Here is a 24,951-nt window from a genome sequence, read left to right as displayed (position 1 = left end):
CAGATTTACGGGGTCGTGGTACCCGGAGACCGCCTGGCGCGTCGATGCGAACGAACCCCGTAACACCCTCGCAGACGTGATGTTAGTGAACATCCGGCAGGTATTGGTGGCGGAGGTATGGTCGAAGCCGGCGCAGCCCGAACGCTGATCGCAAAGCTGCCTACATCTTTCGAGCGGGTTGGGAACCTCAGCCGAGACGTTTCCACTCAGCATCGTGTCGGGATACTCCAGCAGCTGCTGGGCAGACGCCGGACCCCATATCCCAAATGAGGCTCCCGCCAAGAACAGCCACATCGCGCCGCGCGACATAGTGCGAAGACCGGCCCCGCATCTCTGCCCCGTAACAGCTGACTTCCGCGTAGCGACGCTGTCTCCTGTCATCTGCGGCCCCCTAAGTTGGATGCGGCTACGGCGTCCAAACCCCTCGGCTCCTACTCGACTTTGGCTGACGAAGAACTTGGGTACAGGCTGTTTTTCAGGCGCATCACTCTCCCGTAGGATTCCTTGATGCGGGCGAGGATCGTCGGATTGGCCCGCGCCTCCGTCAGGAGGAGATCGGAGATACGATCTGGAATTGTCGGATCGGGATGCTTGTCGTTGGCGAACACGAGCACGTCGTTGCCGGCGAGAACAGCCTGCCTGACCGTTTCTTCGAAACTTCGGGTTTTGATGATCGCTCCCATTTGCAGATCGTCACTGATGATGACGCCCTTGAATTTCAACTTCTTGCGCAGAAGTCCGACAAGGGTCGCCGGAGACATCGAAGCGGGAGTACCCTCGGCACCCGGGATGTTCCTGTTGATGACATGGGACGACATGATCATTTGGGCGTCGCCGCTGGTGATCAAGTCTCGATACGGAGCCAACTCCGCCTCGCTCCATGACTGGGTGACGTCGACGATTCCCTTGTGGGTGTCTCCGGCGCTCGATCCGTGTCCAGGAAAATGTTTAAGGGAGGTCAGCATGCCGTTCCGGCGGTGGCCGTCGACGAATGCCTTCGCAAAGGCTGAAACCTTCTGCTCATCCGACGAATAGCTGCGGCCGAGCCTGCCTATGATGGGGTTTTCGGGATTGGTGTTCAGATCGACGACGGGACCGAGATTGAGGTTGAAGCCCCACGATGCGAGTCCGGCCGCCATCTTCCCGTATTCCACCTCGGCCGCAGCCGGTTCCATCGTGTGCGCGACCGAAGCCGCGCTGGGGCTTTCCCTGAAGCCTACCGCCTTGGTCAGGCGTTCGATCCTGCCGCCTTCTTGGTCGACGGCCACCAGCAGGGGAGTGGGCGATTTGCTTTGGAGGCGCTCGTTCAGGTCCTTGACCGCCTTAAGGCCCCGGATGTTCCGCCCAAGATAGAGGACACCTGTTATCCGCCCCTGCGCGGCTTGGCCGAGTACGATCTTGTAGCCCTCGTCATCCGGTTTGTTGCCGACGAATCCCACCAGCACCATCTGTCCGATCATCTGCCGAAGGATGATGTCACCCGCGGCCGCTCCGGTTTTCGCTTCCCCTGCGTACGCGCCTCCGCTTGCGAACAGCGTGATCGCAGCGAAGATCGCGATGTTGACCCGTGATGTCCGTTTCGCCATGATTTCCACCTCAATCCCTGGCCGCGACGGGCCGGACGAATTGAGGCATCACCGTCCGGGTGATCTTGCGGGCGGACACCATGCCCTTGTTGCTGCGCACCGGATACAGACTGAAACCCTGTTTCAGGAAACAACGGTCCGGGCGGGTGAAGGTGACCCAGGTGAAGCCGCTGCAAAGGTTCGAGGCTTCGCAGTTCTGCTTGCATTGGTTGTATGATTGCGCGAAAGACTCGCCGAGATCGTTGCCCGGAAGATCGCTGAGGAGGAACAGTTCCCAATTCGCGTTCAATTCCAACGTGGCCTGAGATGGCTTCGCCCGGAAATACATCCCCGAAGTGACGCCCGCCACCGATTGGACGTACTCATAGCCGGTCTTCAGGAAGCATCGGTTCTGTTCGCTGTTGAAAGTGAAGGCACGGCACGAATTGTCCATCTCGCACCTGCTGGCGCACATGGACACGTCGTGAATCTCGAGTCCTTTCGGGACGAGGTCGCCTCCGTAGAGGTCAACGCCGACGAATTGCGCGAAATGCCAGCTCTCCAACTCTTGAGGCGGTGGCAGGTTCGCCGGATCGCGGTAGCCGGGAATTCTCGCGCGCGTGCCTGCGGTGTAGGTGAAATCAGCCTGGCCCGACGAGACGGCTGCGAAAAGTCGACACATGTTGGTGGTCGACAGGTAGTCGAAACCGACGCATCCGGAACGTTCCTCGCATATCCTGCGGCAATCCAGGCCGCCGCGTTTGAACTCCGCGCTGACAAAACCTTTGAGCATCGTCTGCGGGTACTCGAGAATGGCCGGGTCGGCCTGCTGCGCCGCGGCGGGCGCAAGCATGCCTGCCAGTGAAAGAACGGCGGCGAATGCAAAATTACGAAATCTCATTCTTCGAAATGTCCTCTGCCCATGCCTCCCTGGGCCATATCAAATGCTTTTTGTGCTACGGGTTGAGCGACCCCTCGCAGTACGTGCTTCCCAGAAAGCTGTCGAACGCGTTCGCGTGGGCCGACCCCGTGTTGCTTGCCTCGCGGCAGAGGGACGTCAGCAGGGTCACTGCCTTCTCGTTACCTTCCAGGGCAAGCTCGAAATAGGACCTGGCCGCCTTGTTCGCGTCGACGGCGGCGACACGGTCTGAGGCGAAGGTGCGCGGGTCGTACCACTGGGCGATCTCCAGCTTTGCGTCCGCGTTGCCGCGCTGCATGGAGAGCTGGATCGCCTGATTGCCGATATCCCGGTTTCCCTGCTTGAAAGCGTCATGGCTGAGAGCCAGCAATTCGTCCCCGTCGACGTCGGTTTGCTTCAGCTTTTCGAACCGTCCCGCGAGCGGCGGATTGGTTGGTTCGCCATATCCCGATATCAGACTGCGGGTTTCGGCGAGCGAGCCATCTGACGATCTGGCCGAGCCGATGCTGGAGAAGATGCGGCACAGGCCTTTCTCCGAGTGATCGAAGCCTGCGCATCCGGGGCGTTCAACGCATATCTTGCGGCATTCATCGACGGGCCTGGGAAACTGCGCGCTCGTATCGCCCCTGATCGCCGTGTTGGGATAGTTGAACAACTGGTTGGCTGCGTCTTGCGCATGGGCGGACGGAGCCGAGAGCGCAGCCAGGAGCAAGAGACTGGTCGTCGACAGTCGTCCCGAAGACGGCCCCAGCAGGCCGAACGATCTCGGAAACGTGTGCTTATTTATCATTGCTCTCTCCGATAGGGCTTTCGTCTCGCCAAGGTCATCTGTCATCCAGCATATCCAGCTTCCAGCCCGGCACTCACCGTCCCGCTGACGAGAGTGTCGGGATATTTGAACAGCTGGTTGTCAGCGAGACTTTCTTGGGCATGGGCGGAGGAAATCTCGAGAGCGAGAAGTATGAGGGTCGCTGATGATGCTTCGAGAAAACAACGGAGGAGGAGGATGGATTCCCCCCACGCATCCGATGGAGCCTCCCTCCCCAGAGCTTCGCGCGGCTGGTCACAGATCGAGGCTCCCCTGGCAATAAGTGCTGTCAAAGAAATCACGGTAGTTTTGTCCACCGGTCCGACTGTCCTCACAGATCGACGTCAGCAGTTGGCGCGCCTCGGCGTTGCCGCCGATTGCCAGTTCGAAATACGCGCGCGCGGCCCGGTTCGCGTCGATCGCCTGAGCGCGCTCCGAATTGAAGGTCCTCGGATCGTACCACTTGGCCTGCCTGAGTTTCGCGGCCACGTTTCCTCGCTGGACGGCCAGCTCGATCGCCTGCCACCCGATGCCGCGGTCATTCGCCTGGAACGCCTCCTCGCTCAGGGCCAGCAACTCGTCTCCGGCGTTGTCGGACTGTTTGAGGCGTTCGAACTTCGCCGCCAGCGACTCCGCCGGAGGCGTGGCGGGTTCCTGTTCAGTGGTAGTGGACTGGGGAGGCGTCGGAGCGGACTTCGGCCAGTACAAGTAGCCAAGTCCACCGCCGCCGACCAGCAACAACAGCAACAGGAAATAGACCCAGGCAAAGCTCCGCTTGGAAGGGGGAGGCGGCTCCTCCTTGACTGTCTCCAGTTTTGGAACGGGCGGAGGCTCGAAGACCGGAGGGGGTTCGAACGGAGGAGGTTCCGGCGGCTCCGGGGGGTCCTCTGGCTTCGTCAGCGTGACTTCAGGCCGGGATTTGACGCCCTCAAGTGTCCCGGAATATCCCTTTGGACTCTGCATTATCTCGGGCCAGAACGCCTGGCCATAGGCCTCCGCGCCGTCCAATTGCAAGCGGACATTCAGACTATAGGGAATTCGGTCGCAGATTTTCGGACCCGCCCGCAGCACGATCCGATCGTCGGATCGCGAAACGAGTTCCGCCTCCATCGCGGCTGGACCTGCCTGCCAACCGTCCGCCCCGAGATAGGGGGTGTCCGTCGATCTTCGCGAGACGACAAGCCGGACGGAGCCGTCCGCAACGGAGACATTGTGGAACGTTATGAGCGCGTGACCGAAATAACGCTCATCATCCTCGACTACGTCGACGCGGACCTCTCTCATCGAACGGCCTTCCCGAGTTTGACGGGTGATGCGGAGGGATCGCTCAGTCCGGCGATAATCGTCCTCAGGCGTTCGTTTTGCTCTACGTTGACCGTGAAGCCCTCTCCCGACATCACGTTGTCGATCACCAGTTGATGGAAGGCATACATCCATTCCGACAAGGCGAGGTAGGCGAAGTTGCGCCGTTCATGGGGAAGCTGATCGCAGTTTGTGTGCGACGGACGCTTGGCGAAAACGGTGAAGGTACCTTCGTCGCTGCCGTCCGGTGCCTTTGGCCGCTTGTCTTCCGGTACCGAGTCGAACCCGAGCGTGCTCGCGAAGCGGTTGATGTGGCTTGTCGCGAAGAAACCGGCCTTCTCGAGCAGGATGTCGGGGCGCTCGATCGCGTTGCCGGTGAGTTTCCCGAGATCGATGGCGATGCGGCTCTCAAGGTCGCAGCGACGCGCGCCGGCGACCAGTTCGGAAACCATTTCGCCCGCGGTCTCTGGGTCCAGGCCCATGGTTTGCAGGGCCTCGTCATTCCTGGTCAGGGCGAAAAGGTTCTCTGTCCAGTGTCCGACAGCGGCCCGCGCAAGGTAGGTCTCCTTTGCCATCGCCTTTGGCGTGGTGATGGTGGTGGAAACCACCGTTTGGGAAGTGTTCTCAGCCGCCGCCGCGAGTTTCTTCGCGCTACCGGGCAACGGCGGCCCGCCCTTTGTCGGCAGGGGAGGCGCTGGCGGGCGCTTGCCGTTCGGCTCGACAACGGCCCCCCGATTCTCGTCCGACAATGACAGGCCCCTCAGACGGCTTCCGTATGCTATGTGCAAGTGTTCGGCTATCCCGTTCTGGGATATCTGCAACATCCTGATGGCGCTGCCGAACTGGTTGCGGTTCCAGGATTCAGACAGGCCGGAAAGTATTCTTCCCGAAACTTCCTGGCGTTCCTCGAGGCGCTTGTTGATGTCGCTGTCCACGAAGTAGGGCGACACCACCCGGCGAATATCCTGGGCGATGGCGGCGATGCGTTCCCGAATCTGGTTGTACTTGATCTCCGGCCGGCATATCGGGGCGAGATTCTGCGCGAGGTAGGTGACCCCCCCGTCGTTGAGCTTCATCGCCTCGTCGAACGCGCGGGCGGGATTCAGGAAATGTTCTTGGACTTCCTCGACCTCGAGGTAAGCCTGCCTGAGTATCGCGACCTTCTCGACTTTTTCCGGCAGTATCTCCACTTCCTCGTTGCCGTCGTACCTGATCATGAACTCGGCTTTGAAATTCGGGTTCCGTAACCAGAAAGTGTTCTTGAAAGGGGTCCCTGGCGTCCATTCGAACGGCCACCTGTGCGCCTTGCCGAAATAGCTGGTCAACGACGCGCCCATGCGCGCCTTGAACCGGTCGGACGGATTTTGGCCTTCCTCGCCTGCCTTCTCGGTGAAGTGCTGGTCCATCATCGTCAGGATGAGGAAAAGCGCCGTCTCGGCTCGGGCGCGGTCGGCGGGTGTGGCTCCGTGCGTCGTCTGTATCCATCTGTCCATCATGTCGGGAAGTTCGACGACTTCCTGGTTCGACGGTTTGATACAGAGTAAGATGCTGGAAATCTCCTGCTCCGCGACGTAGCGGTCGAACAGGAAGGCGACCTTTCCTCGCCGGAACAAATCCTGGAGCGCGTCGGGCTTGTCCTCGAAAAAGGTTTCGAAATCGACCTTCTGTCTGCTTCTGGCACCGGGGAAATCGAGGAGATCGGTGTGTTCGAAGAACGGCCACGGCCGCTCGGCGATGGCTATCCTGAGTTCGGCCGCAAGCGCCGTGACTACCGACCTCGCCAGCATGACCGGGGGACCGTTCATCGAACGGATCGAAAGGTCCTCCTTCTGTTTATGGCTTCCAAGACCGCTCAGCGTGGCTACGTCGATGATGCTCTTTTCCCTCGGGATGAGCGCGTCGATCTGGCAGTAGGCGTCCGTCGGGAACCCCAGCCTCTCGAGCGCCGACACAAGCTCCACATAGACAGCCGTGAATTGGGGAATGCCGCCCCAGAGGACCGAAAGGAGTTCGGCGCGGTCGCGGACGGAAAGGCGCGGAGCGAGTTCCGCCGCTGTCTCCCAGTATGCGGAAAGGGTCTCGATATAGGAAAGCCCCGAGAACTGCTTCTCGAAGTAATCCTGCAAGTCCCAGACATCCTCCTCGCTCAGCCCGAGCGCTGGTTTCGACGCGGCGCGCCTTGCCGCCTCCAGCACGGAAAGCGCGGTTTCCGGCTTCAGCGGTGCCCTTTTCTTCGGTTCGCCGTCGAGGAAGAAGCTGTTGCCGAGGATTTTGGCGATGTCTGTCTCGCTCAGCATACGAAGTACGACCGGCGATCCTGCGGGGCTAGGTTCCTGCCGGATCGAAAAACGCGTGACCAGGCCCGTCGACTCGCGGTCGCCGCCCGGGTTGATCTCGCGGATGAAGTCGACGTCACGGCCAAGGTCGCCGAAGCGGGCCATGAGCGGATTGTCCTTGTCCCTTGCGAGGACCGAGACGAGGTAGGATTTTCCGGCCTGGCTGGGGCCGAACACGCCGACGCACATCGGGCGGTCGATGGCGGCGTTCACCTTTCTCGCTGCGATGATCGACTTCCTGATCTGCTGCTCGGCGATCTTTCGGCTCGCGCCCACGCGCTCGGCATTCGCGATATCGGAAACCCAGGTGAGGCTCTCCTGGGCCAGTTCGAGGGCGTTGCCGCAGATTTTCTTCAACTCAGCTTGCATGATGATCGTCCGAATTCATTGAATCGACAGTATCCCGGTGTCGAGCCAGTAGCCGTCGCCCGTGTCTATCGCCAGGGTGTCTAGCTTCAGTTCCATGAGCCGCTTGACCGGAGCGCCGGCCGCATCCTCCGCGTCCTCGATCACGAACTCCTCCCGCGTGAGCTCGCTGGACAGCAGGATGGCCTCGTTGGTTTCTTCCTCGTCCGCGTTCTGGGCGTTCCTCGCGATCGTGACTTTGATCGGCTTGGGGATGTTGCGGGTCGTCCGGGACTGGGCGACCGTGAGCTTGTACAGCGGTGTAGCCACCCAACGCTGCAACGGCAGCTGCCTGAAACCGATGCGTACGGGATTGTGATAGTCGAACGTGGCTTCCTCGACCTCCCCGACGCTGTCGAGATCGATGTCGTTGAACAGCAGTTTCTCGTCGGTCAACGTGGTTCCGCCCTCGAGGCGGCCGATGTAGCGCGCCGTCGAACGCATCCTCAGGTACTGGGAATAAAGCGTGAAATTGGTGATCGAGGATTCGGAGAGAGCGCAGAGCATCGCCCCCACGACCGCCGTCGTCTTGGGATCGTCGATATGTGTGTTGCTGACGCCGCGGAACGGATACCAGGTCCCGACCCTGTAATCCCTGATGGGAATAACGGCGTCGGTCCTCACCGCCATCTTGTTCGTGAACAGGCTGATCATCTGCGGGAGACGCATCGGACGTCCCGTCAGCAACACGACATCGGCGTTGAGGTGATTGATGGCCTCGCCGATATTGTCGAACACGCTGTCGAACGTCGCCAGAACGCATTCCTCAACGGCGACCGGGTCAATAAGAATCTCGCAGTCGGCGATGCGGAATTCTTCCGCTCCGAGGGCGTACGCCTTTCCCTTGAGGTATTCGAGTATTCTCTCCTCGATCGGGATTTCGGCTTCTTCGTCATCGTCGCCGCGCATGTCGAAAAAGTCGGCGGCCTTCCGTATCGTGGTATGTCGCTCGTTAGGCGACATCGCTTCGCATTCGGAGAGAACGCCGATGGCGATCGGCTGCAGGACCTCGAGCACGAACTGCCGTCTGAGGTGCTTTTCCTGCTCCGACATCGTCGGATTGTCGCCTGCGAAACGGTCCTTCAGGAAGTTGCGTGCGCTTCCGAGGCCCGCCGCAGCGAGTTGCTCCTCGAAACGGGGAATGATGAGGCTCTCGATGATCGTCTTCAGCAGATCGTCGCCGGCGATGCGGAACCCCTCGCGAAAGTTCTGATCCGGGTATAGGGCCACATTGTCGGTCTGGTAGTACGTCGTCACCATCAGGTCCGTGGTGCCGCCGCCGACGTCGACGCTGGCGATGCGCAGGCTCCGCTCTTCCTGTTTTGCCTTCGCCTTGTTCGACGGGAGGGATGCGGGCCTCTCCCTGTCCTTCCCGAGCAGGTCGAACAGCGCGCGTATCGAACCCAGTTTCTGCACCGCCTCGCCGTAGAGGTAGACGAGATGGACCGAACTCGCCTCGTCCCAAGAGCAGTGAACCTCGGGGCGCTTGCTGTTGATCCCGTTTTGCGTGTCGCTCCAGCCTGCCAATGACCACACGAGTTTGACCGCCGCCTCGGCCCGTGACTTGAGGATGCGCTGTTCCTGCACGGGGGTCGCCGACGGGATCGTCATGATGATTCGCCGCAGCCGCCTGGGCACGTCCTTGAGGCGACGTTGCCGCCTGACGCCCGGGTTGTTCATCATCGACATCGCCTGCGCGATCACCTCGGCGAGCATGAACGTGAAGAAGGATGATTTCGAGAAGGAGAACCGGCTAGCCGTCTGGAGTTCCTGCTCCATGACCTTCAGTTTGTATTTCTGTCGGTCATCCTCCAGTTGTTCCAGCACGTCGCCCCTGTCGTTGACGAACCTGTAGATCGTCCGCTCGACGAGGGGCTGCACAGTGCCGTCCTCGTCCGGCGTGGCGGACCGGAACTTCCACGGCTGCAGGACCGGATCGGAACTCCAGAGGTACCGTTTGGGAGACGACATGCCCGTCGCCGCTTCCGTGCCCTCGGATTCGCCGCGCAGCCTCGACGCTTCCGGGCCGATACGCAAAAGGCTCGGCCAAAAGAACGCTCTCGACCTGCCGGAACGCCGGGCCTTGTCCTCGGTGCCGAATTCGGCCGCGACAAGCTCGCACTGGCTCTCGAAAGGCTCGCGATAGATCAGCTCCGGCTTCGAAAGGTCGCGCAACTCCATCACCAGCGAATTGTTCAGGTCGACGTTCATGTCGTCGGGGAACGACTGGATGAGCAGACCGCATGAACGGGAGTTCCCGATGTCGAGCACGAGGTCGACGTCGATCGGTTGGACCGCCTTCGTTTCGCTCACGGTGTCGATCAGCGTCACCCTGCCGAGCTTGATGACGCTGGCGATGAACTGGACGAAGGTGATGTAGCGGGCGAGGTGTTCGAACTTGCCCGGGAAGTCCTCGGCCCGCAGCTCCCGTCCTCTCTTCTCCGCTTTCTTGTAACTGTAGAAAATGTCCCGAAGCCAGTCGTCCACCCATTGTTGGGCGTCCACGTCGCCCCTCTCGGGGACGTTGATCTTGTGGGACAGGAACGAAATGATGTCAGGAAGCCGGGTCATAAACCGGAACGACTCCGTTCGCGTGGCATCTTCCGGGGAAGGCGCGAGGTAGGGTCTGTTCGGTTTTCTCGGGGCAAGCGACGTGTCGAAGGCGAAGATGATGCGGTGGGTCGCGTCCTGGTCCTGGTAGGTCTTGCGCGTCTCCGTTACGCGCGCGCGGACCCAGTCGGTCGGCCCCTGCGCGTATATCTCGTTGCCGTAGTCGTCACGTCCCGGCTCGATCTTGAAGAACGGCATCGGCACCCATCGGTTCATGAAGGTGTTCAATGCAAGGGACTTGTTGACCTCGTAACTCGCCACATCGTCGGCATGCGACGAGTACGGGAAGGGCGCGCTCGGATCGTCTTCTTTCCAGTTCGTCAGCAACCGGACGAGCGTCTTGCCGTCAGCATCGACCTGGCCTGGCGATTTCCGTTCGACGAACGAGCGGGCCAGTCGCGGGGACTGGTCGAAATCGAACCCGAACTCGACAAACTGGATGCCGCTGTCTGGAACCAATGTGAATCCTTCGCTGAAATCCGCTAGGTTGGTCAGCATTTCTTCACCCTGGCGCAAGCTGTTTCGTAGATAGCCGTCACGGGACAGTGAACTCCAATAGTTTGGTATCGTTTATGGACTGGACGCTGCCAGATTGGACTATCGGCTCTTTCCCTTTCTGTTGTACAACCACTTTGAATGGCGTTGTTCCAGGGGCTTGTCCGCCGTTTACACCGTAGTACTTCACCTCGATGCCATATCGCCCCGGCATCAATGACCTCTCGCCAAAGCGAACGTGTTCTATGGGTTCTTGGCTGTATGTTTGATAGTTCTTGTCGATCTCCAGTTCCCCGCCGCATGCCTTCTTGTTGCCGTGGAAAATCCTCTCGCCGTTCGGACAAACGACGATAAGGTCGAGATCGTTTGTGTTGTTCCAGACGAGGCTTACCGTTGTCTCGTTCGGATTGAGATCGACCCCTTCCACACGGGTCCGTTCTCTCACCTCGTTTACCGGGTCGGGCGGGGGCGCTGGAATGCAGGTAGCGATCTTGACCTTCACCTGCTCGGCGAGACTTCCGAGTTCGGCCGTCAGCACATCGCTTTGTCTCCTGCTCGCCTCCATCTGCGGATTTGGAAGCTGCCTGCAAAACGCCCCGTCTCCCCAGCCGTAGAGGTACCGATCGGTGAAAGGCACCCGTATCCCGCAAGCGGGCAGCAGGAACCAGCCGATGACAAAAGACAGAACGAGCGCGACCGCCCAAAGTCCCGACGACAGGATGCCGAGCCAGTTTCTCGCAGCCGGTTTCCCCCCAACATCCTGGGGAGTGGGTTCGTCGTCGTTCTGGCTTATGAGAACCTGTCCGGGTTCGGGCAAAACCTTTACCGGTCTTTTGATGGCGTCACCGCGCCCGCCGGCAAGTTCCGAAGTTTGTGGTTCATAGCCCCAGGCGGTCAGGACAATGGCCGCCTTTCCGGAAGACACGTCTCCCAGAAGCCAGATGTTGTCGTCGCCGGGGAACTGTATCGCGTTGCGCAGCGCCGACGCAGTGTTTTGGGCGGCTTGGCCGCTCCGCGACTCGTAACCCGCCGCCGCGCTCGCGATTACCGACACGTCCGCCTGGAGGCGTCTCCTATAGTAATCCGCGAGTTCTGGCGGGATGGTGGTCAGCTGGGTAACAGCGTCGTCGCTGTCGACGTACCAGTCAACACCGGTTCTGTCGTTCCTTTCCACGGGTTCGGCAAGCCGGAGCGAAAGGCGTCCCTTGAACTCCCTCTCGAGTATCCCCTCCATTCGAGGCAAAGAGCGATCGGCGGCGGAACCGACGGGACGCATGTTAAGGAGGGATGTCGTCGTGATGAACTGGCTCATTGCGCATCACCCTGCTGGCCCGCTGGCGGATTTTGCGTCTGCGCTGCCTCTCGAGGCGGAAGCCCCACCAACCTCGGGTCGATCGCGCATGCGTCCTTGACGAACTCGGCTTTCAAATCGGTGATGTTCTGAGCGAGTTTTTCGTTGTCTGTCGCCAATTGGGAGAGAACGCCCTGGTCTGCCGGGCTCGCTGTTTCGTAGACCAGATTGCCCGGCCACGCCGTGTAGACGAGGATCGCTCCGAAGAATGCGACCAGTGCTGCCGGGACCCACCATCGGACCGGTCGTGGCGCTAGGGCAACGGGGGGCGGCGGCGACAGCATCGGACCCCGATGCGCCGATGGTGGGATGTCGCGCCTGCCGGGTGGCTGGTCTCTTGGCTCGATGTTACCGGAATTCGCCCACGGCTTTCCTGGCAGGCGCGCGGCCATATCAGTCTTCAAGAAGCGACCTATTGTGCCGTCGGTATGCTTCGCGTACGCGGCCTCGGAGCTTGTGGCCTCCAGTGGCAGCGCGCCCCAGTTGGTGAGTATCGCATGCTCTCCGACGGCCATGATGGAATTGTCGCCGTAGACGTTCAGCATGGCGGCGACCGTGTCCCCGATCTCTGGATCGCGCAGCGCCGGCCTGAGCGCTTCCAGCCGTTGGATCAGGTCTTCCTCGATACGGGACAGTTTCGCCCGGTCTATCGCACCCATTTCCTTCGGATCATCGTCATAGCTTCCGAACCAGGCGACGTTCAGAAGGTCTCCTCCATCCTCCCTCTTGACGTTCGGTTCCGCGAACACCCGAGACGCGCCCTCGCCACAAAGCGCGTCGATCCTAGAAAACGTGGCCGCGCAGGAGTTCCAAATAGAACCGCCCTTCGAGGACAGAACTTCTGAGGCTTTGACTTTCGTCGAGCGTACAAAATGAAAATTGCCCGCCTTTGCCATAAAGCACCCATGCCCAAACCGGTGTCCCCATGAGTATTTGCAACCGATGATCGATAGGTGTCAAGCTAGTGGAGTGGTGGTAAAATTCGGGTGTCTGAGTGACTACGATTCGGGTGAGGGGCAGTGGCCGAGTTTGAGAAGGACTTCGCCTCAGCGGCTACTTGCGGCGCGGGCGCGGATTATGATCGGAAAGAGCCGCGGACGTTCCGGCCGCGGTTCGGCGGCTCCGCCAGTAAGTCCGGATGAGAAGCGGTGCGGTACCTCGTTTGAAGCCGCAGCCCACTGCCCAGCTGCGGCAGGGTCGGGTTCCCACCCGGAGCGAGTGGAGTAAAGGCAAGACCGCCGCTTTGCGCCCCGGAGAGCAGAAACAACTGCCGTTTCTTCGTTGCCGTGACTGCCCCTCAAAGGCAAGGCACCCAGGTTGCAAACTACGGCCGCTGGCAATCAGAAAATCAGACTGAGATCAGGCCTTTTGAATAACCCAGGTTTGTTGGCGACTTTGTTAGGGCTGGTGCCTGCACAGAAGCCTAAATATCCGGCTTGTTAGCATTCACTTGTAGAAATGTGCAATGTGGGGTTTTATGTTGCAATAACATGCGGCAGCTTTTCGCGCTTGCCGCTCCGTGGCCAAGTAACATGCGTGAAACTCTGCGCTATCGGGCTTTCATCTCCTACAGTCACTCTGACGAGGCCTTTGTGCGCTGGCTGCATCGGCGGATTGAGACCTGGTCTATCCCGCGCGAGCTAATCGGGAGGGAATGCAGCTTCGGCAGGGTGCCCTCAACGCTCCGGCCGATATTTCGCGATCGGGATGACTTTTCGGGGGGTAGTTCGCTCAGGGTGGCCACGGCTGCGGCGCTGGAGGACAGCGAGGCCCTGATTGTCGTCTGTTCGCGCAGCGCAGCGAAAAGCCCGCACGTGGATTCGGAGATCCGCCACTTTAAGCAAATCGGTCGCGCGACACGTGTGATCCCTATCATCCTTGATGGCGAGCCGGGTGATCGGGAACATAACTGCTTTCCACCGGCACTCCTGGTCGATCCCGATCCGGACTACGCCGGACGAACGGTGCCGACGGAGCCGATCGCCGCGGATGCGCGCGATCAAGGTGATGGTCGTCAGCGTGCTACCGCCAAGGTGGTGGCCGGCCTGCTCGGTCTTCCCTTCGACGAAATCATACGACGGGATGAGAAGAACCGCCAAGCCCGTATTGCGGGCTGGAGCGGAACCGCGGCCGGTGCCATCCTGTTCGCCACCGCTCTCTCCTCCTTCGCGCTCTACAATGCCTACCAAGTGTCGTTGACCATCGAAAAGGGTGTCTTCGCGATCGGCGGCATGATCCAGGAGACCAGTCGGTCGCGCCTGGATCCGGCCGAACGCGACGCAATCATCGCCACCCAATGCGACCTGATGGACAGCCTAGCCGGCGAAAGGCGCGATCTTACCGGACCCGAGGAACGGGCAATCTGCTTCCATCGACGGGTATTAGCGGCCGACGACACCCAGCGCCCTGCAACGACCACGCGCGTAATCTGCGACTGGCGTGACGGCATGCTTCGGGAGATCAAGCAACAGTCAGACGGCGTTAAGGCGCTACAGATCAGGGCCGCGGCATATGCGCTGCAACAGGCCTTTGCGCGGCTTGTAGACAATCCCGAAACCATCGGGGAGTGCGATCCAAAGACTGCAGTCGATATCGACGCCCATGGCGACTACCTACTCGACCGGATCACTGAGTTGGTCAAGCTGAGGCCCGATCTAGACGATCTCAGGTCGACGCACGAGTACGTCACATGGGACGTAATCGCCCGCCACGAGGCCCGAAAGGACTGGCAGGGATCGGAAAGGATCATGCGCGATGCAGCAGATGTCCGGCTGCTGCAGGCTAACGGCGCGCTGGAAAACGACTATGTCCCGCAGTCGCTGATTGATCGTGCCGTTTATTTGAGGCGGTTGGCCTGGCTCAAACAGAGCTGGCTAGCCGACACTCCCGAGGCTGTGCGCCTGGCCGAAGAGGCGGTTACTCTATGGGACCGTATGGCAACTGTGCAGTCATCCGACGTCAAGCGCAACGCCGACCAAGTCGTGATCGCCCATTCCGTCCATTGCGAGGCCCTCGCCGCGGACGGGCAGAAGACTAAGGCTCTCATGATCTGCGAGGCTGCGCGGGCAATGGCCAACCGCTATCTCACGTCGTCCGAAGGCATCTCGAATGACATGCGAAAGTCTCTGGAGGCGATACGCGCCGAAATTTCGGCGCATATCTCCAACCTACGCCAGACAGGCACACCATGAGCCGCGTGCTCCTCCATCCACGCTTTTATGTTGCAATGGTCCTGACCTCGGGCCTGCTGCTGCTTGTTGGTTCCGGCCTAGCCTTTTTGGCCATAAGGGCGCCGCCGCGGTATTTTCGTACGACCTTCTTCGAATGGCCGATTCCGGTGGGATGGGAGTGCGACATCGAGGGTACGGAAACGGTCTGCAGCCCTGACGAGGACGGGCCAAAAGGTACCATTATCATCACCACCGCGAAGCTTCGCGGCCCTATGGATACGTTGGATGCTTACAAGGAACATCTGAAGATGCCGCTACCAGTAAAGACGAAAGATGGACATGAAGTTTTGTCGAAGCCCCTCTACGTTCGCGAGATTGAGCTCGGCGGGAGAACTTGGATTGACGGTCGCCACCATGGTAGCGAGATTCCAAACTACGACACCCGGTACCTGGCGACCGTAACCTCGCGGCTCGCCGTTTTGGCAACCTATGCCATTCATGCCGACCAATTTTACAAGTACGAAAAAGTCCTCAACAGCTCTTTCGAGCAAATGCAAATGTATGAACCCGCGACACTAGAACCGCTACCTTCAACTCGTTGAGCCGCCGTTCCTACCGCGCTCGGGTTCACGATGTGGGTTCACGAAGGCAGTCCAGGCGATCGGAATTGATGTCGAGACCCGCTCAACTGAAATGCCGAATTTGGACATGGCGAGCGTGGCGCTTACTGCCCGCCTGTTCCACGAACTACTGGCCTGGCGCCCGACGGGTGTGGCTCGCCAACTCGCAGACACGTCCGACCTGAGGCGCCGGAGGTAATGCCCGACGATGGGCCGCCGAGAGCCCCTCCGATACCGCGATCGTCGCCGATCGACAAACGGCGGGTTGCCCCAAATTCATGGTTGAGCGTGGCGCCGCATCTTAAATTCTAGGGTAGATTCGGCGCGGGAGCGAGCAGTCGAGATACGGTCCATATTATCCGAACTCGGAAGCCACCCTGCGCGCGGCGGCGATGTGGTTGGACCGGTGCCTTAGGACGGACTGCTCGCTGTTCGACGGCGAGCAGCTTTGGACTCCCGCGCTCCTCACCGAGGTTGACGCTTGGTTCAATGGACGACCCGTCAGGGATGGCTTCCATGTCAAAGCTTGAGCGGCAGATCGGTGAGGCATCGCCGAGCGCCTGCAAGCTGGTCGCCGAAATGCTCTGGACCCTCAATCTCTTCCCGCTAAACATGGGCCCGGACGACAAGCGGAGCGCCGTCGTCACCGCTTGGGGTTGGTCGGGGGACACGAGGGCCCCGCGCCACTCAACTCATGACCGACGAGGTGCTGGGTGGGCATTTTCGGTGAGTCCCACGAACGAACAAATCTCCTTCGCTCTCAACGGAGGCTATTGGGGTGTGACGCCCACCGTCACGGTCGGGCAGCCTGGGATTTTTTCTCGCCTAGGTGGAGGGCAGGGTGGTATAGTCAGGTCTATCTTGCGGCACGAGCACCAAGGGGGCTGAACGTGCGTGCGGCGCGGACCCTTTTTGGGATGAAATCCGAAGGCGCAATCCCGATCCGGGAGGGTGGTGCGGGCTATAGGTTTCGGGCATTTATTAGTTACTCCTCTTCGGATCGCTCGGCGGCAGAAAAACTCCAAAGGTCGCTGGAGTCATACCGGATACCTAAGCCACTCCGCAGGCCAGGGCTATATAGGAACGAGCGGGTCTCGCCAATCTTTCGGGATCGATCTGACCTAAAGGCCTCTGCAGACCTCGGTCAAACGATCCGCGAAGCCCTGGAGAACTCGGAATATTTGTTAGTGCTCTGCAGTCCCGCAGCCGCCAACTCACAGTGGGTAGACAAGGAGATTTCCTTTTTTAAGGAGCTCGGGCGGTCTGGCAACATTATCGCGGTGATCGTGCGCGGTGTGCCTACCGTTAACGATCCCGGCCGAGAGCCGCAGGGAGCTTTTCCAAAGGCTTTGGTCGGCCTACGCAGCGGTGATGGCTCCTTCACCGAGCCTTTGGCTGCAGACATCCAGGAGCCGACTGCGGACGGACGAGGCGGCGACGGGTTTAATCTAGCGAAGCTAAAAATCATCGCGACCCTACTTGGTGTTTCCCTTGCCGAACTCACGCAGAGACAGGCTGAGGTGGATCGACGGCGACGTCGCGTCGCGCAAGCCATTGCTGTCGGGATGCTTTTCCTTGCCGTTGTTGCGGGTGTAGGGGCATGGATAGCGTTGGCGCAAAGTAGGGCGGCCGAGCGACGCCTGCAAGGCGCCGTCGATAGCGCCGCCAGGCAAATAGGGGCCACTATCAAATATAGAGATCGATATGGGGTGCCGTCAGACGTGATCCATGAGCTGCTGAGATCTGCGGAGGTGGATTTCGGCAAACTGATCTCGGACGACGACACTTCGCCGATGCTCGTGTTTCAACGGGCGCGCCTTAATCTAGAATTCGCCGAATTGTTTAACCTTGTTGGCGATGAGCAATCGCAACAGAAGGTCGCGCCTCTCATCGCGGAGACGACAACAGCATTAGGTCGGCTGGAGCCACGGTTCCCATCGGCTTTGGAATGGATCGGCCTGTCTGCAACACCCGATCCCGCGGCGCTTGCGATGTTGCGATTGAAACTACTCGACGTGGTAGGGCGGGAAAAAAACTATGCAGGGAGGTTCAATGAAGCAATCGCGTCAGGGGAATCAAGGATTGCCTTGTCGCAGGCATGGTTCGTCAAGACAGGTGGCCTGTTATGGCTTCGGGAATTGGCCCAAGGACATTGCCGGCTGGGAGGATACAATTATCAATGGGGGAAGCTGATGGCTTCCGCGGCCTCATACGAAAAATGCCTGGAGACAACTAGGTCGCTCATGCAAAAGAGGAACCAGCCATCAGACCGCGGAGATCTGATGGCTGCGCTTTCCTCTCTGGCGACGACACTCGTGGAGATGGACCGTCGTCCCGATGCACTGTCGCGACAGCAGGAAGCTGCGAACACTGCGAAGGCTTTAGTTTCCGCCGAACCTCAAAACACCGAGTACCAGCGAACTGAGCTGGTCACGTTGACGAGGCTCGGCGATATGGTTCTTTCGGTGGAAATGGATGTTGCCAAGTCCCTAAGGGCCTATGAGCAGGCTTTGTTCATCTCTGATAAGCTCACAAGATCCGATTCCTCGCGACGCGACTGGCAACGGGACCGCTCTCTTCTGCTGGAGCGACTGGCGAGCGCCCACCTCCGTCTAGCAGATAAGGCGGATATCACGAGATCCTTGGAGAACTTGCGCCAGGCGGAACAATACGCTCGAGATGCTTTCGAGATCGCCGAGCGTATTCTGAATAACGATCCTCTTAATCAGGAATGGTTAAGAGATCGGAGCGTGCTCGAGGAAAGGCAAGGTCAAATAGCTTTCGCGACCTACAAGCGTGGGGGCGATACGAGAAAATTGGAGGACTCTGCGCGGTGGTACGCCAAAGCGATCGCCGATCGCCGCGTTATTCTAAAAGTGGATGCGGAGCGCTCGTTCTACAAGCTCGACTTGGCTGTTGCATTGGTTCAATTCGGCGAAGTTGCGATGGAAAGGCGGGAGAGCGATAGCGCGGAACGTTCACTACGAGAAGCGTTGTTGCTTTTGGAGGAGCTGACAAGCCGCAATGAAGCGCAGCCAATATGGTTGCGTGAGATTGCTAAGGTCCATTCTGCGCTTGCGAACCTCTTCCAACAACGGGGAAACATAGGGGGCGCCCAGGAGGAAATTCAGCTTGCTATAGCGCTAATCCGCGATTTGCGTGCAAAGTTCCCGGATATTGTTCAGTATCAACAGGATGAAGAGTACCTACTCGCCAAACGGGATGAACTTACGAGTTTGCAAAAATGACAGCTCGAGGCGTGGCCTCTGGGCATGTCTTTAGAATGCAACTCGCAACCCCCCTTTGACGCCATAATTCTCGACAAGGTCGTGTCCTAGGATGGCACGCCCGTCGATGTACGCCACCCCCCCATTAAAGATTTCGGCGACCATGCCGCTGCGTATCTCAAAGAAATCGCGGTCCGGTGGGTTTGATTTGAAAGTGAAGGAGAAGGGATCCGGACGCCCATCCTCGACAAAACTCACTCTAAGGGTACGTTGATCATTCGCGAACTCATGGATGTAATCCAGTTGAATGAATGGAACGATGGTTAGCGCGTTGACAACGAATGGCTTCGATACAGCCAGGCCGATTCGTGTCTGGACCGAGGAAATATCCTGCTCTTCATAACGAAGGCTGGCCCCGGTGATCGGAACGTTGAGACTGCCGGCGGCCTCCGATTCAGCGTACGCGTCAATGCTCTTCCACCATGTATTCAATGAAAACCGAGGACCAATGGCAATACCACCGAGATCCCAGTCGTATCCCGTGTGAATGTCTGCGGAAAAGCCAATATAGTCAGGATCGCCACTGATAATGCCCGCAGATGTATTTCGAGGGCCTAGGTTGAATGGGGGGTTTGTCTCACCTGCGACGTCGATTGTACAAAAGCCGTTACGGTATTTTTGACGGCCCTTGCTGAAGCCGACCTCGGCGTTGAAGAATCCATTGTCTAGGAAATGAGTCTGGTAAAATGCTGACCCACCGAATTCATCAGAATCCACGGCCCCCTCATTCGAGACGCCACATTCATTTTCGTAGTCGACGGGTAACACCCCAGAACCAACCCCCGGCGCCCTGAGAAAGACGGTTTCTGGCCCCGAATATCCACCACTACCCATCGAGTAAGTTCCTTTGAAACCTACGATGCTGTCACTCGAGATGTTCCAAGTTGCGCCAAGGTCCGCGCTGAAGGTGTCAATGTCCCAGGCAGGCTCATAGATCGTGGTCGACTGCTGATAATTTTGATATTCGAGCTCACCGAAAACGCTGAAACCATCGAACGGAATAAGTGCATTCGCGTTCAAAACCCCTCCACCATTGGCGAGTACACTAGAAAAAACGCTGCCCGATACGCTTCCCTGATAAAAATAATTCGAAACGGTATCGCTTGCGGGCCTTCTACATTCCGGGTCTTTAGTAGGATCGCATTCTTCGGATCTCCGCCGGCTCACATCAAACTGTGACACGGTTCGAGTTGACTGCAGGGAGGATAAGCTGCCCCCAATAACCGACCCGCCCGACAAGTTCGTCTCCTGATCGAGCGTTCTGCAATGCCGCAAAAGATTGGGCCCGATAAGTCCAGGTCCAGGGATGATGGGGTTACCAGTTGCAGTCTGAGGGATAAAGTTGCAAGTACCGCGCCCCGCCCCAAGGAGAAATCCCAAAGCCTGGCTGTAAGTCTCGAAATTATGCCTAAGGGGAGCACTCTGCGCATGTGCCCCATTCGAAAACAGAAGATTTGTGCAAGTTGCTGCGATGACCAGTTTTGCTCGCATCACGTCCCCCTCGACGCGTTGACGCCCCGCAGACCTGGCTCGCGGGGAGATGAAAAGCATTCTGCCGTCCGTATCGCCCTCTCACTGATTCCGATAATCGCGATTTCTCAAGTAAAGGCAATATAATGGACCCACTCTTTTTCTAATTCCGAGCAGGGATGCGTAAAGACAACAATCGCTAAAACAGAACCTCTTGGTATACTCTGCGTCGCGGCCCTCAACGGCGCGAGAGACGAAACAATGCAAGGGTGGCAAGCCGTCATAACACCGCCGCCTTACGGTGCGGCGGTTTCCAACTCTGGAACCCGGCTCGTTGTCTCGGTTTTCTGACCTCCTAGTCCCATTCATCAACTGCCCACGGCCGCGCAGAGATCGACAAGCGTTACTTCGGCGCCACCGGCGTACTCGATCATCGGAAACGGTTTGCTGGATATCCCCCGCGGGCAAAGCGTTTCGTCTGCGGTAACGCGATCTTGCGCTGCTCAAGATGTGATTGTCGGCGCCAAATGATCACTTCACAGAGCTAATACGCGATTTGTTAGAAGTTCCCGGACATTGTCCACATCGAGACGACGAAGAATAACTGATCGCCAGGCACGATGAACTTACTAGTTTTGCAGCAGTAACAGCTTGAGGCCCAGTCTCTGGGCGCACCTTAAAACGCAATTCTTAATCCACCTTTGACGCCATAATTGTCGACCCAGTCATGGCCTACGATGGCCCGTCCGTCGATGTAGGCTACCCCTCCATTGAAGATTTCGGCGACCACGCCGCTGCGTATCTCAAAGAAGTCACGGTCCGGCGGATTGGATTTGAAAGTGAAGGCGAAGGGATTGGGCCGACGATCCTCGACAAAACTCGCGTGTATAGTTCGTTGGTCATTCGCGAATTCATGAATGTAATCGAACTGCAAGAATGGAAGGACGGTTAGCGCATCAAAAACGAACGGCGTGGATACAGCAAAGCCGATTCGTGTTTGAACAGATGAAATATCCTGCTCTTCATAACGAAGGCTGGCGCCGGTGATCGGAACACCTTGTCGACCGCCGGCCTTTTCCGTTTCTGAGTACGCATCAATGCTCTTCCACCAAGTATTCAATGAGAACCGAGGGCCGATAGTGATGCCACTGAGATCCCAATCATACCCCGTGTGAATGTCCGCAGAAAATCCAACATAGTCAGGATCTCCACTGATGATGCCGGCGGTGACATTGGCGGGGCCTAGCTCACCTGGCTGCGTGTCGTCAATCGCTGCGTCGATTGTACATAAGCTGTTGCGGTATTTTTGACGGCCTCTACTGACGCCGACTTCGGCGGTAAGGAAGCCATTCTCTAGGATCTCAGTCTGGTAGAACGCAGATCCTCCGAATTCGTCAGTGTCGACATCACCTTCATTAGGGATGCCACAAACGTCTTCAAAGTTCGCAGACAGAAATCTTCCCGTACCCTGCTCCCTGATCAACACGGTGTTTGGCCCCGAATATGAGCCGTTTCCCGTCGAGTAGGTTCCCTTCAAACCTACGATGCTTTCGTATGAGATGTTCCAAGTTGCGCCGAATTCCGCGCTGAAGGTGTCGACGTCCCACGCAGGCTCGTAGACGGTAGGCGCCTGTTGATAGTTTCCATATTCGAGTTGACCAAAAACGCTGAAACCATCGAACGGGATAAGTGCATTCGCATTCCGCACCCCATCCCCACCATCGAGCATACTGGAAAAAACGCTGCCGGATACGTTTCCCTGATAAAAGTAACTCGAAGTGGTATCGCTTGCGGGTCTTCTACATTCCGGGTCTTTAGTAGGATCGCACTCTTCGGATCTCCGCCGGCTCACATCAAACTGTGACACGGTTCGAGTGGACTGAAGGGAGGATAAGCTGCCCCCAATAACCGATCCGCCCGACAAGTTAGTCTCCTCTGGTCTGCAATGGCGCGCAAGATTAGGTCCGATAAGATTGGGAACGGCGGCCGGGTTGTTCACGAATTTGCAAGGCTCCTCCCCCTGTCCGAGAAGAATTCTCAGCGCCTGGCTGTAAGTCTCGAAATTATGCCTAAGAGGAGTGGGAGCGCTTTGGGCATAGCCACCGCTAGAATACAGAACGCAGGCGCAAGTCGTCGCTGTTACCAGTTTTGTTCGCATCACGTCCCCCTCGACGCGTTGACGTCCCGTAATCTGGTTCCGGGAAGAAAGTGATGATCCGACGGCGGGTCAAGCTTTCACCGGATCGATGATCACATCATTTTTAAGGAAGACAACATATTATTCGGCTGCTCCTCTAGATTGCAGCCGAAGGATGCACAAAAACAACAGCCGCCAATTTAGTGGGAGCGCCCGGCGTGGATCGGTACTACAGCCCGCTGGTTTGCGACTGAAACCTTCCAGTGTGTAGATGGCGCCCAGACTCCGAGGCAGGAACCGATCCGAAAGGTGCAAGGATGGAGTAAGGGGACAACCGGGCAGTGAGCAAGCGGGTCTGCGTCAAGGAGTACGTGTCTCAATTTGCGACGGCGTTGCCTTCAGCTGAAGCGTAGGACCCGCGAAGAACCCAGGGCCTGTGAACGCGCGATGCAATTGCTGGGGTCGCGCAAGCTGAAATTTGTTATCCTTCGTGTACACTGCGGCGTTTTGAATATTCTGTTGGTCTCGTGCAGATCCCGGATCGGAGCGGCGATGGCGGTTTCTATTCTTTTCACCGGCCATATGATTGACCAACCGGCCCGGCCGAAGGCGCGTTTTCCCTCTGAACTGGAGACGGCGGCTGCAGCACGCATTGCTACTGCAATTGCACCCTACGCAACCTCAGAGAAGGGCTCTGTTATGGGGTTTGCGAGCAGCGCTCAGGGCGGGGACATATTGTTCCACGAACAATGCAGGGCCGTTCAAATCCCGACGACGATCGTGCTACCATTCGCTCCGGAGATCTTTGTCCAGACGTCGGTGAGCGGGATTCCCGGGAGCGATTGGGAGCGACGCTTCTGGGACCTGTGGAACACGACATCCGAGGCGCGGCGCGAGATCATGAACTTGCCGCAGTCGGAGGACGCATACAGCGCCTGCAATGTCCACCTGCTTGAGCGCGCTCAGCAGCATGGCGCGGTTCATTTGATCGCTCTCTGGGACGGCCAACAGGGCGATGGGCCCGGCGGGACGGCCGATCTCGTCGACCGTGCAAGTGTCTCGAACACGCCGGACATTTTTACGCCGGCGGATCTAGCGTCAGACCAGTAGCCGCTCGCTTCCAACCTCGTCTCGATCAGGGTGGGGCAGACAATCTCCCGACGAGAATTGATGTTCCGCCATGGTCATTGGCGAATTTAGGAATGCTATGTTACGATTAAGATTATCTGGCGTGAATCTTAGGAAATTAGTGACCTCCGCAAGTAAGCGCAAACATCTGCTAGACCAACGATTTGCCTGCAGGGATCGCGATGTCGTCGGGAAGGTTGACCCAGAAGTTGAAAGCAGCTGTAGCCGATAAGCGGCCCTTCTGCATTATCGCATGTACGTGCGCGTCGCCGTGAATACATACGGCAATGAGCGTCAGCCTTCTTATGGAGGATTAACGAATTTGGTTCCGGATGGGTGGCCGAACACCGCAAGTGATCGCAGCATTGCCGGGTGGTCCCGGAAATGCTTTGGCGTTTGTCGGAGCGGCTCCGTGATCGCGAGCTTCGGGCCGGATCAGGGTTCAGCTGTAATTTTCAGCGCCGTTGGAGCTACGCTTGCCCCCGTGCAGTGCGCCGTGAACGGCTGAGGCTAGATGCCACTTGCTCGAGCAATACCGCGGGCTGAAGGTACAACTGAGCTGAGGCCGTCCTTCGTGAACTACGAGCAACTGCGGGGAGGGACCAAAGCAGGTGAGATCAGTGCGGGGCCAAAGAGGCTGTAATTTGGTTCGCGTTGGCTTGCTCCGGCTTTCGATTGTGGGGAGGATCTGCATGGCCAGGGAAAATCTGCCAGATTCGATGCGTTTCATCATGAAGTGGGAGGGCGGCTTCGTTGACGATCCCGATGACCGCGGCGGTCGCACCAATAGAGGAATCACGCAGAAGGTCTACAACGATTGGCGGAGGGGCATCGGTCAGCCTTCGCGGGACGTCAAGCAGATCGGCGATGAGGAGGTTCAGGCCATATACGATGGCAACTACTGGATTCCTGCGGGATGTGATTTGCTGAGGCGTAACCTCGACTTGGCGCAGTTCGACACAGCGGTGAACATGGGAACCGGCCGCGCGATTCGGATTCTTCAGGAGGCTGTTGGCACGCGGGTTGATGGGCAGTTCGGACCCACGACGAAACGTGCCTGCGATGCCTGCGATCTCGGTACGACGCTGACTCATTACACTCAAATACGGGAAGGTCTGTACAGGAGATTTTCCGAGGCACCAGGACAATCTAAGTTTCTAAGGGGTTGGATGAACCGGTTGAACGATCTTCGCCGTGAGATCGGATTGCCGGGTTTCGAACACATTCCACAAAAACCAGACTTCGGGGATATGCCCTACATCGCTCGAATTCCCGATTTGCCGGAAAGCGCGCCATTGGAACACTGGGATTAGCGGAGGCGGCCCCTAGAGAAGAGAGGCGGACGCAT

At 58.4% G+C, this 24,951-nt stretch carries 15 protein-coding genes and 1 pseudogene; 5 read left to right on the top strand and 11 right to left on the bottom strand.

From position 1 onward, the window contains the following. Positions 1 to 69: 69 nt before the first annotated feature. The 9 genes and pseudogenes from QN224_RS34100 to QN224_RS26015 form a co-directional block, all read right to left on the bottom strand. A pseudogene (locus QN224_RS34100) lies at positions 70 to 213 on the bottom strand (PAN domain-containing protein); the annotation flags it as partial. A 218-nt stretch (positions 214 to 431) separates the two neighbouring features. Beyond that, a complete protein-coding gene (locus tag QN224_RS26050) occupies positions 432 to 1,586 on the bottom strand; it encodes a glycoside hydrolase family 3 N-terminal domain-containing protein (RefSeq protein WP_283978969.1) in 1,155 nt (384 codons plus the stop codon). Positions 1,587 to 1,596: 10 nt separating this feature from the next. Continuing rightward, positions 1,597 to 2,466, bottom strand: a complete 870-nt coding sequence (locus tag QN224_RS26045; protein WP_283978968.1) for a PAN domain-containing protein — start codon at positions 2,464 to 2,466, stop codon at positions 1,597 to 1,599. A 55-nt stretch (positions 2,467 to 2,521) separates the two neighbouring features. Further along, positions 2,522 to 3,274 carry a hypothetical protein gene (locus QN224_RS26040; protein WP_283978967.1) on the bottom strand — a complete coding sequence of 251 codons (753 nt, stop codon included), beginning with the start codon at positions 3,272 to 3,274 and terminating at the stop codon, positions 2,522 to 2,524. A gap of 273 nt (positions 3,275 to 3,547) precedes the next feature. Next, positions 3,548 to 4,576, bottom strand: coding sequence for a hypothetical protein (locus QN224_RS26035; RefSeq protein WP_283978966.1), 1,029 nt, complete (start codon positions 4,574 to 4,576; stop codon positions 3,548 to 3,550). Next, positions 4,573 to 7,299 carry a virulence factor SrfC family protein gene (locus tag QN224_RS26030; RefSeq protein WP_283978965.1) on the bottom strand — a complete coding sequence of 909 codons (2,727 nt, stop codon included), beginning with the start codon at positions 7,297 to 7,299 and terminating at the stop codon, positions 4,573 to 4,575. The genes QN224_RS26035 and QN224_RS26030 overlap by 4 nt, the downstream gene beginning before the upstream one ends. 15 nt (positions 7,300 to 7,314) lie before the next feature. Then, on the bottom strand, positions 7,315 to 10,443 hold the full coding sequence (locus QN224_RS26025; RefSeq protein ID WP_283978964.1) for a virulence factor SrfB: 3,129 nt from the start codon (positions 10,441 to 10,443) through the stop codon (positions 7,315 to 7,317). Positions 10,444 to 10,480: 37 nt separating this feature from the next. Beyond that, on the bottom strand, positions 10,481 to 11,752 hold the full coding sequence (locus QN224_RS26020; RefSeq protein WP_283978963.1) for a hypothetical protein: 1,272 nt from the start codon (positions 11,750 to 11,752) through the stop codon (positions 10,481 to 10,483). Next, complete coding sequence (locus QN224_RS26015) at positions 11,749 to 12,687, bottom strand: hypothetical protein (protein ID WP_283978962.1); 939 nt, start codon at positions 12,685 to 12,687, stop codon at positions 11,749 to 11,751. The genes QN224_RS26020 and QN224_RS26015 overlap by 4 nt, the downstream gene beginning before the upstream one ends. Before the next feature lie 594 nt (positions 12,688 to 13,281). Between QN224_RS26015 and QN224_RS26010 the strand changes: the two genes are divergently transcribed. From QN224_RS26010 to QN224_RS26000, 3 genes are all read left to right on the top strand, one after another. Continuing rightward, a complete protein-coding gene (locus QN224_RS26010) occupies positions 13,282 to 14,982 on the top strand; it encodes a toll/interleukin-1 receptor domain-containing protein (protein ID WP_336621127.1) in 1,701 nt (566 codons plus the stop codon). After that, the gene (locus QN224_RS26005) at positions 14,979 to 15,563 is read left to right on the top strand and encodes a hypothetical protein (protein WP_283978961.1); all 585 of its coding nucleotides are present in this window, start codon (positions 14,979 to 14,981) and stop codon (positions 15,561 to 15,563) included. Before QN224_RS26010 ends, QN224_RS26005 begins: the two co-directional genes overlap by 4 nt. A 935-nt stretch (positions 15,564 to 16,498) precedes the next feature. Then, positions 16,499 to 18,829, top strand: a complete 2,331-nt coding sequence (locus tag QN224_RS26000; RefSeq protein WP_283978960.1) for a toll/interleukin-1 receptor domain-containing protein — start codon at positions 16,499 to 16,501, stop codon at positions 18,827 to 18,829. A gap of 30 nt (positions 18,830 to 18,859) precedes the next feature. Here QN224_RS26000 and QN224_RS25995 read toward each other — a convergent pair whose 3' ends face one another. Further along, entirely contained in the window at positions 18,860 to 19,888 is a 1,029-nt protein-coding gene (locus QN224_RS25995; protein WP_283978959.1) for an autotransporter outer membrane beta-barrel domain-containing protein, read from the bottom strand. Between the two features lie 1,126 nt (positions 19,889 to 21,014). Then, positions 21,015 to 22,337 carry an autotransporter outer membrane beta-barrel domain-containing protein gene (locus QN224_RS25990; RefSeq protein ID WP_283978958.1) on the bottom strand — a complete coding sequence of 441 codons (1,323 nt, stop codon included), beginning with the start codon at positions 22,335 to 22,337 and terminating at the stop codon, positions 21,015 to 21,017. A 585-nt stretch (positions 22,338 to 22,922) separates the two neighbouring features. Between QN224_RS25990 and QN224_RS25985 the strand changes: the two genes are divergently transcribed. Together QN224_RS25985 and QN224_RS25980 are read left to right on the top strand one after the other, a co-directional pair. Next, the gene (locus tag QN224_RS25985; RefSeq protein ID WP_283978957.1) at positions 22,923 to 23,585 is read left to right on the top strand and encodes a hypothetical protein; all 663 of its coding nucleotides are present in this window, start codon (positions 22,923 to 22,925) and stop codon (positions 23,583 to 23,585) included. A gap of 710 nt (positions 23,586 to 24,295) precedes the next feature. Next, positions 24,296 to 24,916 carry a glycoside hydrolase family 108 protein gene (locus QN224_RS25980; RefSeq protein ID WP_283978956.1) on the top strand — a complete coding sequence of 207 codons (621 nt, stop codon included), beginning with the start codon at positions 24,296 to 24,298 and terminating at the stop codon, positions 24,914 to 24,916. Positions 24,917 to 24,951 lie beyond the last annotated feature (35 nt).

The sequence above is a fragment of the Sinorhizobium sp. 7-81 genome (genome assembly GCF_030124405.1).
Lineage (GTDB): Bacteria > Pseudomonadota > Alphaproteobacteria > Rhizobiales > Rhizobiaceae > Sinorhizobium > Sinorhizobium psoraleae.
The sequence above is the reverse complement of the archived record's forward strand: the minus strand, read 5'-3'. Positions and strand labels throughout refer to the sequence as shown.

Excerpts from the sequence above, each read along its gene's own strand:
- QN224_RS26045 (WP_283978968.1), bottom strand. The coding sequence starts at position 2,466 with ATGAGATTTCGTAATTTTGCATTCGCCGCCGTTCTTTCACTGGCAGGC.
- QN224_RS26015 (WP_283978962.1), bottom strand. The coding sequence starts at position 12,687 with ATGGCAAAGGCGGGCAATTTTCATTTTGTACGCTCGACGAAAGTCAAA.
- QN224_RS26000 (WP_283978960.1), top strand. The coding sequence starts at position 16,499 with ATGAAATCCGAAGGCGCAATCCCGATCCGGGAGGGTGGTGCGGGCTAT.
- QN224_RS26035 (WP_283978966.1), bottom strand. The coding sequence starts at position 4,576 with ATGAGAGAGGTCCGCGTCGACGTAGTCGAGGATGATGAGCGTTATTTC.
- QN224_RS26050 (WP_283978969.1), bottom strand. The coding sequence starts at position 1,586 with ATGGCGAAACGGACATCACGGGTCAACATCGCGATCTTCGCTGCGATC.
- QN224_RS26020 (WP_283978963.1), bottom strand. The coding sequence starts at position 11,752 with ATGAGCCAGTTCATCACGACGACATCCCTCCTTAACATGCGTCCCGTC.
- QN224_RS26010 (WP_336621127.1), top strand. The coding sequence starts at position 13,282 with ATGCGGCAGCTTTTCGCGCTTGCCGCTCCGTGGCCAAGTAACATGCGT.
- QN224_RS26005 (WP_283978961.1), top strand. The coding sequence starts at position 14,979 with ATGAGCCGCGTGCTCCTCCATCCACGCTTTTATGTTGCAATGGTCCTG.
- QN224_RS26030 (WP_283978965.1), bottom strand. The coding sequence starts at position 7,299 with ATGCAAGCTGAGTTGAAGAAAATCTGCGGCAACGCCCTCGAACTGGCC.
- QN224_RS26040 (WP_283978967.1), bottom strand. The coding sequence starts at position 3,274 with ATGATAAATAAGCACACGTTTCCGAGATCGTTCGGCCTGCTGGGGCCG.
- QN224_RS25980 (WP_283978956.1), top strand. The coding sequence starts at position 24,296 with ATGGCCAGGGAAAATCTGCCAGATTCGATGCGTTTCATCATGAAGTGG.
- QN224_RS25985 (WP_283978957.1), top strand. The coding sequence starts at position 22,923 with ATGCAATTGCTGGGGTCGCGCAAGCTGAAATTTGTTATCCTTCGTGTA.
- QN224_RS26025 (WP_283978964.1), bottom strand. The coding sequence starts at position 10,443 with ATGCTGACCAACCTAGCGGATTTCAGCGAAGGATTCACATTGGTTCCA.